7 protein-coding genes are annotated in these 12575 nt (G+C 32.5%); 5 read left to right on the forward strand and 2 right to left on the reverse strand.

Going from position 1 to position 12575, the window contains the following annotated elements; translation table 11 throughout:
* Positions 1 to 168: 168 nt before the first annotated feature.
* Positions 169 to 1182, reverse strand: a complete 1014-nt coding sequence (locus tag KQI85_RS07695; protein ID WP_216575511.1) for a hypothetical protein — start codon at positions 1180 to 1182, stop codon at positions 169 to 171.
* Between the two features lie 1240 nt (positions 1183 to 2422).
* On the opposite strand from KQI85_RS07695, the gene KQI85_RS07700 reads away from it, so the two are divergent.
* A complete protein-coding gene (locus tag KQI85_RS07700) occupies positions 2423 to 4801 on the forward strand; it encodes a hypothetical protein (RefSeq protein WP_216575512.1) in 2379 nt (792 codons plus the stop codon).
* 169 nt (positions 4802 to 4970) lie between these two features.
* Here KQI85_RS07700 and KQI85_RS07705 read toward each other — a convergent pair whose 3' ends face one another.
* A complete protein-coding gene (locus KQI85_RS07705) occupies positions 4971 to 5975 on the reverse strand; it encodes a MerR family transcriptional regulator (RefSeq protein ID WP_216575513.1) in 1005 nt (334 codons plus the stop codon).
* A gap of 198 nt (positions 5976 to 6173) precedes the next feature.
* On the opposite strand from KQI85_RS07705, the gene KQI85_RS07710 reads away from it, so the two are divergent.
* From KQI85_RS07710 to KQI85_RS07725, 4 genes are all read left to right on the forward strand, one after another.
* Positions 6174 to 8582: a hypothetical protein gene (locus tag KQI85_RS07710; RefSeq protein ID WP_216575514.1), complete on the forward strand. Its 2409-nt coding sequence runs from the start codon at positions 6174 to 6176 to the stop codon at positions 8580 to 8582.
* A 96-nt stretch (positions 8583 to 8678) separates the two neighbouring features.
* Positions 8679 to 9581, forward strand: coding sequence for a LysR family transcriptional regulator (locus tag KQI85_RS07715; protein ID WP_216575515.1), 903 nt, complete (start codon positions 8679 to 8681; stop codon positions 9579 to 9581).
* A gap of 212 nt (positions 9582 to 9793) precedes the next feature.
* Positions 9794 to 11260 (forward strand): nitrogenase component 1, encoded by a 1467-nt coding sequence (locus KQI85_RS07720; protein ID WP_216575516.1) that lies wholly within the window; start codon positions 9794 to 9796, stop codon positions 11258 to 11260.
* A gap of 1 nt (position 11261) precedes the next feature.
* Positions 11262 to 12560, forward strand: coding sequence for a nitrogenase component 1 (locus KQI85_RS07725; RefSeq protein WP_216575517.1), 1299 nt, complete (start codon positions 11262 to 11264; stop codon positions 12558 to 12560).
* Positions 12561 to 12575 lie beyond the last annotated feature (15 nt).

The following is a 12575-nucleotide window of genomic DNA, read 5'->3' on the forward strand; positions in this document are numbered from 1 at the left end:
TATTTATATATCAAAAATCGCTTTTTATACTTAAAATCATATCAGAAAAACGTATAAAAAGCAACTTTTTTGTCGAAAAAGGAGTTCTTTGAAATCTAAAGAAACAAAGCAATGTTAATAATAATAACAGAGAAATCATCGACTTTGATGCCTATAGTGATGATGAAACTATTTTTTGTATGAATAGATCTCATTACGGGACATAGTAGTTATCTTATCGAGTTCATTTATTTTACCTTCCTTTATATATTCGTTTATTATATTCTTGACAAGCTCTATACCTTCATCAATACCAGAGTCCGCTTTAGAGATAAGTGACTGAACCTTTTCAACTGCTGCAATATATTTATTCTGGTATTCACTTGTTTTGCTTTCTGCACGTTCGAGCTTTTCTTCGCATATTTTTTTTAATTCGTCTAATTTCTCGCCATATTCACGTTCTGTTTCCATAACTGCTTTTTGGAGGTTGAATTCGGATGTTTTATTGTTGTTATCTAATTGTAACTTTAACATCTCGTTTTCATGATGTATATTGGCAAGTTCTTTTTGATATTCATCATTTTTTGAAGTAAGCTGTTTAATATCTTCATTATACTGTTCCTTGGCATTAGTAAGTGAATTACATGTGGCTTGTAAGTCATTGCATTTTAACTTTAATGAATCTAATGAATCAGAAAGAGCTGTATTAAGCTGTTCTTTGGCATCTAATTTATCTTTAAGAACTTTTATTGATGCTTCATAGTTGCTTTTTGCATCATCAGCCTCTTTCTTTATATTATTTACAATCTCAAGAGATTCCTTTTCTTTTATAGCAATTTCTTTAGATTTTGCATCAAGAACTTCTATTTGTTTTTGCAAATCAATTATTATTGCATCTTTGGATTTTAATTGTGCGTCAAATTCAGCTTTCACCAGATTCTTCATATTCTGTTGGCTTTCAATAGCAGTCATAAACATTCTGTTTAATGCTATTGTATAACCTTCGAATTGTTCAATCTCAGCTCTTGTATCAGTAAATGCAGCTTTGCCTGCCTGCATCTCATAATTCTCAATAAGCTTTGCGAGAGTTTCTTGCTGGTTGCCACCTATTGTAGCAGCGATTTCTTTGAATTTCTCAGCTGTATCATCTGTTATTCTAAATGATTTTACTTTTGTTTCCTGTTCTTCTATTTTTTCACTCATATTAAATATCCTTTCTATATGGTATGTTTTGGTATCACATTCATGTTTTTGATATCACATTCATGCTTTTAGTGTTACATTCATACTTTTAAGATCACATTCATACTTTTAGCATCATATTCATGCTTTTAGTATTACATATATACTTTTGGTATCGCATTCATGCTTTTAGCATCACATTCATACTTTTGATATCACATTTATGCTCTGTATATCAATATGCATAGTTACTTAGATGGTATATGCTTACTGAACTTGCATATCACTTTTTATGCGAGCTATCGCTATTGCGAAAGGTAGTTACACAGCACTTACCAATATTCAATGTAATTATACCATTTTTTGTATGCTTCTGTATGCTTTTTTTGTATTTTATAGTGACTTATTATACCTTTGTAATATATAATCATGTCATACAAGATATGTATTACAAATACAATGTATTACAATGTAATACAAAAATTCTATCATACAAAGTCAAAAATGTAAAGTATGTATAAAAAATAGGTTTTTGAGCCATAAAAGGTGCTGAATGTAACACAATATGTATTGTGTTACATTAGATAAAAAAGCATCTAAAAGCCCACAAACCCAGTATTTATGCGGGCTTAGACGGCTTTACATTGCAAAATATATCATAAAAACAACGGGAGAAAAAGCAAAATATGATATACCAAAAGCCATAATACCCAGATGCATCACCAGAATGCGAAGATTAGAAGTACAAAAGGTATAATTACAGGTTGAGATAGATAAAAACGTCATACAGAGGACGTTATCAAAAAGGTAAAAAACATCCTAAAAATGCTATGTATTACATAAGAAAAAGAGTATTGGATGAGATGGAAGTAAAAAAAGCAAGTAATTAGTCTAAAAAAAGGTTAAGTCTAAAGTAAGAAAAAAGATAGAAAGGTTTTTATGATATTCGATATAACTATAATATGCTTTGCAATAAGATTCTTGTAGTTATGTTTTACTAAAATTACTTATTCAAATTGTAATTGTATTACTTACTTTGAAAAATATACCTATTTTACAGATAATGCTTGACTCGTACCTTAAGGTACGATTTATAATAATTAAAAAGAAAGAGATAGTAAGAGTGAAGTAGCAGATATCAAATAATATCAAGTGAGAATTATATTGAGAGCCTGCTATTGATTAAATTCACACTATTAGACAGCAAGAGTAAGAATGTACAAGCAATATGAATACAATTAGAGAAATGGGGGTTTTTCTTATGAGTAAGAGATATGCTATTAGAAAATGTATCGCAGTAGTAGTTGCGATAGTAATGACACTTGTAATGATACCGGCTAGTGGACGTGAGATTGTGGCTTGGGCAGAGGATGATACTAGTAATACATCTGAACGTATACTTGATGAAATAGTGAATCCGGAACCTCAATATTTAAAAAACGGGACACCTCTTGATGAAATAATCAAGAAATTACCTGGTACTATAAAGGTTAGATATAAAAATGTTAGCAATTCAGAATATGTTCCTGTCACTTGGATTCCAATACCTAAAAATGGAATTTCAGATGGATACGATCCAAATGTTAGTGAACTTCAAACTTTTTATATATATGGAGAATTGGAATTGACTAATACTAATACCGATGAATATATGACTAAAAATAATATCGAAAATGTTTTGGCAAATGTATATATTACAGTGGATGATAAAACGCACGTAGTAAAACCAATAATCACAGCTCAACCAGAAGATCAAACCATCACTTCAGACAAAAAAACAGTCACATTTGACATTGTAGCAATTGGAGATAATCTTACTTATAAATGGCAGGTTGATAAAAATGATGGAAATGGATTTGTAGATTGTATAAGTGATAATGAAGCAACATACCAAGGTGAGGCAAGAGATACTTTGATTATTTCTAATGTCTTAGACAAGATGGTTGGCTGGAAATATCACTGTATAGTAAGTAATGACGCAGGTAATAATACAAGTAATCCAGTAAAGATATGTTACAGTAAAAAAGCATATAGAATAAATATTACTTGCAATAATGGTGGAAGTATTAAAGCTACAAAAGAGCCTGTTAATGGTATTATCACTGCTTTAGAAGGTGACGAAGTAACAATTGAATGTCAGCCAGATAATGGTTATACAGTTGATGCGTTAAAAGTTGACGGAGTGCTAATTAATAGTACAGTTTATACTTTTTCTAATATTGATTCAGAACATACAGTAGAAGTAACATTCAAAGAAGAAACAAAAGAAGAACTTCCTGTTATTACTAAAAATCCTAGTAAGACAAATATGATTAATTATAATGAGGGCATTACATTACATGTCGAAGCAAAAGGCGATAATCTTACTTATCAGTGGCAGATCAGTTCATACGGAAGAGATTATGTAGATTGTGCTAGTGGACATATTACATATGGTGGTGAAAATACAGATACGCTAACTATAGTCAGAGGCTGTTCCTGTATGAATGGTTGGAAATACCGTTGTAAAGTAAGTAATAGTAATGGTTATGTATATAGTGAATACGGAACAGTGACTTATGATTATAGTTATAGCAGCAAAAAATATAGAATAGACTTAGACATTGGCGATGGTGGCGATGTATCACCTAAGAGCAATCTTGGCAATTATTTATATATATCATTGAATGATACTCAGACATTTACAATTACACCTAATGAAGGATATGTAATTGAATCTTTGATTATAGATGGTGAATCAGTTGATGAGACTAGTAGTTATACATTTGCAAATGTTACAACTAACCATACATTAAAAGTAATCTTTAAGAAAGCATCATCAACACCGACTCCTACGCCAACACCGACTCCAATTCCAACACCAGAGCCTGAACCTGACACAGAACCAGAGACAACAGCTAAGACTTATGAGATTCTTGATGGTGCAGACAGTAAATGGGTATATAATCCATCTGATGATAATAAAGAAGGCTTATCAATTCGAGGTGCCGGATCGTATGCCAAATTCAAGAATATCAAAGTTGATGGTAAGATTGTTAATAAACGTTATTATACTGTAAAAGAGGGTTCAACTATCATCACATTAACACCAGATTATCTTGAGACTATCGCTGATGGTGATCATTCATTTGAGATGATATGGACAGACGGACATGCAGCTACAGAATTCACAATCGCTAAGAGTAGTGATGATAACAAAGATGATACTAATAAAGACGATAAGAAAGACAATAAAGATGATAGCAACAAAGACGACAATAATCAAAAAGACAATAAAGATAATAGTAACAAAGACGATAAGAAAGACAATAAAGATGATAGCAGCAAAGCCAACAATAATCAGACAGATAATAACAAAAATAGCAACAACACTAATACCACTGACAACAATCAGTCATCTGATAACAAATCAAATGATAATAATACTCAGACTACCGAACCTGTAATCAAGCCTGATAAAGTATCAACAGAAGGTAATAAGAATGTTAAAAGTGCTAATAATGCAAAAAATAACATATTTACAGCACCAAAGACAGGTGATATAAGAAATACATCAGCTATATTATATATAACACTTCTTCTTATATCTGCAATAGCGGCAATTATGGCTATGTTGAAAAAACAGAACGATGCTAATTAAGCTGACCATGCTATCTATATAAGCGATTAAGAGAGATATGCAATATGTGAATTACAATAACATGTAATACAATACCCCGTCATAGAGAAGAGAAGTCTATAATCTGTCAGAACAGACAATTCTCTACATGACGGGGTATTACTTTTATTAAAAAATAATATTGAAGTTGTTAGAATTCTATTGGAAATTCTACAGGAACAGCAACCTGCGTTATATAATCAGCAGAATTAGCACCACAATTTGGAGGTCCCTGAAGGTATGTAGAACGAAAGTCACCCATTTTTTTAATATGATGTTCTTTTATATATTTAGTGAGTATTTGAATAACTTCAGCTATCTTATCGTATGGTCCACGATGATATATACATAATGCCTGTGTCTCAGCAAATTCAACTCTGCCAGGTCCATTATAGTCAGCTCTTACAGGTATACAACCCATCAGATTAAGGATAGAATCAGAAGTATCATTATTAACAATTTCCAATTTACTGGTAAATGGAACATTAGCATATATATTGTCAGCATCTGTAATATCCGAGGAAACTTTTTCACCAGTATCAGTTGTATGAATAATATCCGAAGAATCTTTTTCACCAGTATCAGTTGTATGAATAATATCCGAAGAATCTTTTTCACTAATATCAGTTGTATGAATAATATTCGAAGAATACTTTTCATTGCTATCAGTTATACGAACAGTGAATATCTTAGAATCCATAAGCATATATCCTGTTTTTACAGCTGCTATATAAGTATCACGAAGCAGATCAGCTGCTTTAACTGTATCAAGACATTGATATCTGTGACAATAGCATACCTGATGAGACAGATATATCCTGTGAATAGTTGAATCACCGGCTTTTATAGAACAAAGCTGTAACATCTGGATATTCTGATCCAAAGTCTTACGGAATTCCATAAGTCTTTCAATGTTGCTTGTATCGGAATAATATTCTTTTATCTCATTAAGAGATAGCCCTAGCTTTTGCAATGAACGTATCGAACGAATCTGAGTCATATTGTCAGCTGTATAATAACGGTAGCCACTCTCGTTATCTTTAAATGCAGGAGTGATCAGCCCCATCTCTTCATACAGAAGAATAGCTTTTCGTGTGACACCAAGAGTCTTTGATATTTCACCTATCTTAAATAAGTTTTCGCTTTGTTTTTTCATTATTACACCACACCTTTTATAATTGTAGTATTGTTTTTGAAAATCTATTTATTTATTCGACAATACTTGACTCGTACCTTAAGGTACGATTTATAATTAATAATAAAAGTTAACATAACAGTATGTTGTAATATGTAATATGTCAGATGTCAGATGTAAGTGATATCAATACATTTTTAAAGAAATGGGGGTTTTCTTATGAGTAAGAGAGATATTATCAGAAAATGTATCGCAGTAGTGGTGGCGATCGCAATGACACTTGTTATGATGCAGGTTAATGGACGTGAGATTGTGGCTTGGGCAGAAGATGGTAGTAACGAAGGTAGTACTGATAAATATATAGACACAATCGAACTAACTATAAATGAACCAGAAGCTGGTATTACACCTAATAATATTATATTTAGATGTTCAACAGAAGGGATTAATATTATGAATCATACTAAAGAATGGACCCCTTCGCTGGATAAAAATGGATGTTTTAAATATGATACTACTTATACTTTAGATTTTGGAATTTCAGCAGCAATAGGTTATGCAATTGATTACAAGACAAAAGTTATGATAAATGGTATTAAAGCAGATAGATACGAAGATAGTACTTATAAAACACAATATGTTAGAATCTCTTATGTTATACCAAAAGCTAAATTTGAGTATATTGTCAAGTCTTGTGAGATATTTGAATTTCCATTCGGAACATCCTATGATACTATTAGGAATTATAGCGATTTTCCAAAGAATGTAAGTGTAAATTATGGGTCATATAATTATGAGCGATTGCCGGTTAAATGGGATACATCTAATATAGAAGCTTTATATGATCCAAATATTACAACAGAGCAGAATTTTAAGCTAAAAGGAATTGTAGAATTACCTGATTATGTAGAAAATGTTTCAAGAACAGTTGATACTTATATTGATGTTAGAATAGATAAAGAAGAATTACCTAAAGAAGAATTACCTAAGATCATTACACAGCCAAATAATCAATGGATATATTATGGAGAATCTGCTACATTTAGCATTGAAGCAAGCGGAGAAAATCTTACTTATCAGTGGCAAGTTAATAAAAATGGTGTTAATGACTTTGAAAATTGTACAGGTAGTGATAAAGATTATGAAGGAAATGACATTATATATACAGGAGCAAATGAAAATACTTTAACGATTTCATCAGTATATTATGCAATGAACGATTGGAAGTATCGCTGTGTTGTAACTAACAGTGCAGGAAGTGTTGAGAGTGATTCTGCAACTTTAAGAGTAGAATATTATACACCACCAACACCTGAATATGGAATAGAACTTGATATTGGCACTGGTGGAACTGTAAAAGCAGAATATGCATATATATATGACGATTATGCTTATGTATATATGGGTAATGAACCAACTTTATCAATAATTCCAGATAAAGGATATGAGATTGATTCTTTATATGTTGATGAAAAGCCGGTTGAGATAGATAATAGAAAACAATTTAATTATACATTTGAACCAATTTATGAGAATCATAAATTAAAAGTAACTTTTAGAAAAACAGATAATACTCAATCAATATATAAGATAAAACTTGATATTGGTAGAGGTGGAACATTAACAATCAATACTAATTATGATCCTAAAACTAAGACTACTACAGTATTAGCAGGGGACGATGTAACTTTTAAATTATATCCGTCAGATGGATATATTATGGAATCACTTAGTATTGATGGAGAGCCTGTTGCATTAACTGATGTCTATACATTTACAAATGTACAGACAGATCATACACTAAAAGCAACATATAAGAAAATCTCTGAAGAATCAGAGACTAAGCCAACACCAACACCAGCCCCAACACCAACAGAACCAGATAATGAACCTGAGACTAAGCCAACACCAAAGCCGACTGAACCTGAGACTGAAGCTAAAGTATATGATATTCTTGATGGAGCTGATAGCAAATGGACATATAATGCATCTTCTGATAATGAAGAAGGATTATCAATTAGAGGAGCAGGTTCATATGCTAACTTTAAGAATATAAAAGTTGATGGCAAGATTGTTGATAAGAGCAATTATACTGTAAGAGAAGGCTCAACTATCATTACATTAAAACCGGATTATCTTGAGAGTATATCAGATGGTAATCATTCATTTGAGATGATATGGACAGATGGACATGCAACTACGGAATTTACAGTTGATAAGAGTAACGATAATAAAGATGATAGTAAAGATAATAACAATAATACAGATGACTCTAATAACGATAGCAATACAGGTGATTCTAATAATAAAGACAATAATACAGCCGACTCTAATAATAAGGATAACAATGCAGAAGATTCAGGAAATAATAAAGTAACTGCTGCTGATAAGACTAGTAATAACCAGACAGATAATACAGAAAATAGTACAATAACACAAGATCCTGTAATTAAACCAGATAAAGTATCAACAGATAATAAAAATGTCAAGAGTACAGATAGCAATAAGAATAGTACTATAATAGCACCACAGACAAGTGACACAAGAAACACATCAGCCGTAATATACCTGACACTTCTCATTACATCATTCGTAACAGCACTTATAGCCAGATTTAAGAAAAACTAGGAAAAGAACAACTCAATTACAAAAACAGAGTTGACATACTTACGTTAAACAGATAAAATATATCCTATCATACCAGTAGGAAATGAGGCGTTAATTATGACAATATCACAACTTAAGTATGTTCTTGCTATTGCAGGTTCATCTTCAATACGAGAAGCGGCCGGAAAGCTCTTTATATCACAACCTGCACTTTCAGCTGCGATACGTGAACTTGAAGAGGAACTTGGAATCAAGCTATTTAAGAGAACTAACAAGGGAATTACACTTTCTGAACCCGGAAGAGAATTTCTTACGTATGCCAAACAGGCAGTCAGTCAATATGAACTTATTGAAGATAGATATATTGCCAAAAACAGAGATAAGAAACACTTTTCAGTGTCGATGCAGCACTATGTATTTGCAGTTCATGCATTTGTTAATACAGTTAAACAGTTTGATTCAGACAGATATGTATACTCAGTGCATGAGACGAGAACAGATGAAGTTCTTAGTAATGTAAGAGATCTGACAAGTGAGATAGGAATAATTGCATATTCAAAGAGCAACAAGAATATTTTTAAAAAACTGTTTAAAGAATATAATCTTGAATTCTATCCATTAATGGTCAAGAATACATTTGCGTATGTATGGAAAGATCATCCGTTAGCAGACCGGGCAGAGATATCTCTTGAAGAATTGAGAGATTATCCATGTGTAAGTTTTGACCAGAGCAGTGACAACGACTTCTATCTGTCAGAAGAAGCACTTGGTAACTATGAGTTTGATAAACTTATAAAATCTAACGACAGAGCAACATCATCAGAGATTATGGCAAAACTCAATGGATATTCAATAGGAACAGGAATTATGACAGAGAGTGTCACATTAAAGGATGGTTTTGTAACAATAAAGTTAAGAGAAGAAGATCCACTTACAATAGGTTATATAATGAGAAAAAATCATGAACTTAGTGACATAGGCAAAAGATATATCGAAGAACTCAATCGATATAAAGAGTAATATCAAAAAGGCTATTAATAGCCTGAGATAAGAATAACTTATCACAGATGATAAATGATAACAATTAGTCAAATAGATAACGATGTGTTATTATTCTAACACATAATTAATCAGAGCTGCTGACTGGAAAACCAGAGGTAAATTAACAACCTCTGGTTTTTGTGTAAATATTAGATTTTATGTAAAGTAATATAAGTCAGGAGTGAATAAATATGTCAATCAATCTAACAAGTTCGAACATTGCTACAAGAGAGAACAGAATCGGTTCTATTACAGGCTATGTTGGAACATTAAAAGATTTAGCAACTAAAAGTGAGTGTGGAACGCTAAAAGGATGTTCAAGATGTTTCTCACAGTCAAGTACATGTCTGTCAATGTGTGGATTATCACAGCTTGCAGCAATCCGTAATGTCGCTATAATTCATCATGGTCCGGCAGGATGTTCAGTTACAAGTGCCAATGCTTATTATATGTCAAAAGTTATGGCAAAAAAGAGAAATGTTACAAGTAATACAGTCTATGTTGGAACAGATATGAATGAAAAAGATACCATATTCGGTTCAACAGAAAAGTTAAGGAACATTATTCTCACTGTTAATGACAGATATAAGCCTGATGCGATATTCGTATCAAGTTCATGTGCAACCGGAATAATCGGTGAAGATATCGACAGTATAGTTGATGAAGTAAGTTATGAGATAGATGTTCCGGTAGTAGCTGTACATTGTGAGGGCTTCAAATCAAGAATATGGGCAACAGGCTTTGATATATCAGACCATGCAATTATGCAAAAGATTGTTAAGCCACCAAGAGAAGGCATTAAGAGTAACAAGATTAATTTTAAGAATTTCTTTGAAAGTGCCAGAACAGAGATTATTGATATTTTTAAGAATTTCGATTTAGAACCAGTATTTTTGTATTGTAATTCTACAATCGAAGAGTTGTCGCATCTGTCAGAGAGTCTTGCGACAACCTGTATATGTGGTACACTTGGCAATTATATTGGTAATGCACTTGAAGAAAAATATAATGTTCCATACATAAGAAGTATTAATCAGTGCGGTATTACAGGCTTTGAGACATGGTTAAGAGAGATAGGAAGAATTACAGACAGAACAGAGCTTGTTGAACGCTATATCAGTGAGCAGAGAGCTATCTATATTCCACAGATTGAGGAAGTTAAGAAAGAACTTAATGGACTTACAGCAGTACTTGGAATGGGACCTGGTTATACATTTGAAGTCTCAAGAGTTCTTAATGAGCTTGGAATTAAGGTTGTATGGGCATTAGCATGGCATTATGATAAAAAATATGAAAATGGAGATGTTCCGCCATCAATGAAATATCTTCTTGACAATGATATCGATTTTGAGACAAGTGTTGCAGATCAGCAGAACTATGAAGTGATGAACGTCCTTAACAGATACAAACCTGATATGTACCTGTCAAGACATCCGGGTTCAACTGTATGGGCAATTAAGAATGGAACACCTGCTGTATATGTTGCAGATGAATATATGATATTTGGATATAAGCATACTTTAGAATTTGCAAGAACAATTCTTGATACAATCCGTAACAGAAGTTTTGAAGAGAATCTGGCAAAACGTTCCAAACTTCCATATACAGACTGGTGGTATACACAACAGGTAGATACATTTTTAGAGGAGGCAAAATAATATGGCAAAACTTCTTGACAGACAGAGATATAAATGTGCACTTGGTGCAATGCAGACAGTACAGGCGATTGAACGAGCACTTCCGGTACTTAATTCAGGACCAGGATGTGCACAGAAACTTTCAGATAGCACCGGAAGTTCAGGATATTTCTCACCTAATATTTTCCCATGTACCAGTATCAATGAGAAAGATGTAGTATTTGGTGGAGTCAAAAAATTAGATTCAACTATAGCTAATTCATTAAAAGTAATAGATGCGGATATGTATGTAGTGCTTACAGGCTGTATTCCTGAGATTGTAGGTGATGATACAGGCGAAGTCGTATCACGTTTTAATGATGCAGATAAACCGGTAATATATGCACCAACAGCCGGATTTAAAGGCAATAATTACAAAGGACATGAACAAGTAATAGATGCTATAATTGATCAGTATCTCACGCCATCAGATGATAAACAGGACGGACTTATCAATATTTTTGCAGACGTTCCATATCAGGATCTTTTCTGGCTTGGTAATATAAGAGAACTTGAAAGATTGATAAAAGAACTTGGGCTTACTCCGAATACTATCTTTGGTTATAGACGTGGGATTGATAATATCAATAAGATTCCACATGCAAAATATAATCTACTCGTATCGCCATGGGTAGGTATTAATAATATGAAGAAGATGGAGAAAAAGTTAGGAATACCTTATCTGCATTATAAGACTTTGCCAATTGGTGCAACAGAAACAAGTAGATTTTTACGTACAGTTGGAGAATTCGCAGGAGTCAGCAATGAAAAAGTAGAATCTGTGATAAAGGAACATGAAGATTATTATTATTATCTAATAGAACGATATGCAGATCTTTTTCTTGAAAACCGAGTAATAAACAAACAGTTTTCAGTAGTAGCAGATGCACATTATGCATTAGCAATTACAAGATTTCTTGTTAATGATTTAGGACTTGTTCCTGCGAAACAGTTTATTACTGATGATACACCTAAGAATATGAGAGATGATATCGTAAAAGAATTTAATAAGTTGAATTATGGTCTGGCAGCAGATGTCTCTTTTGAAACAGATACTTATAAGATTCACGAAGCAATCAGAGAACATGATTATCATGGATATCCATTAATTCTTGGAGGATATTATGAGAAAGAGCTTACAGAAGAGTTAAAAGGTAACTTTCTTAATATCTCATGGCCGGTACAGGATAAAGTGGTTTTTGACAGTTTCTATGCCGGATATGCAGGTGGAATACGACTGATTGAAGATATATATACAGTTGCAGTTTCTAGATTTAACTGATATAGTCTATAATAA

Origin of the sequence: Falcatimonas sp. MSJ-15 (assembly GCF_018918265.1) — a bacterium.
Taxonomy (GTDB): Bacteria; Bacillota; Clostridia; order Lachnospirales; family Lachnospiraceae; genus Falcatimonas.

What these genes read in the sequence shown, in the direction of transcription:
- KQI85_RS07700 (WP_216575512.1), top strand. Translation starts at nt 2,423, where the DNA reads ATGAGTAAGAGATATGCTATTAGAAAATGTATCGCAGTAGTAGTTGCG.
- KQI85_RS07715 (WP_216575515.1), top strand. Translation starts at nt 8,679, where the DNA reads ATGACAATATCACAACTTAAGTATGTTCTTGCTATTGCAGGTTCATCT.
- KQI85_RS07695 (WP_216575511.1), bottom strand. Translation starts at nt 1,182, where the DNA reads ATGAGTGAAAAAATAGAAGAACAGGAAACAAAAGTAAAATCATTTAGA.
- KQI85_RS07705 (WP_216575513.1), bottom strand. Translation starts at nt 5,975, where the DNA reads ATGAAAAAACAAAGCGAAAACTTATTTAAGATAGGTGAAATATCAAAG.
- KQI85_RS07725 (WP_216575517.1), top strand. Translation starts at nt 11,262, where the DNA reads ATGGCAAAACTTCTTGACAGACAGAGATATAAATGTGCACTTGGTGCA.
- KQI85_RS07720 (WP_216575516.1), top strand. Translation starts at nt 9,794, where the DNA reads ATGTCAATCAATCTAACAAGTTCGAACATTGCTACAAGAGAGAACAGA.
- KQI85_RS07710 (WP_216575514.1), top strand. Translation starts at nt 6,174, where the DNA reads ATGAGTAAGAGAGATATTATCAGAAAATGTATCGCAGTAGTGGTGGCG.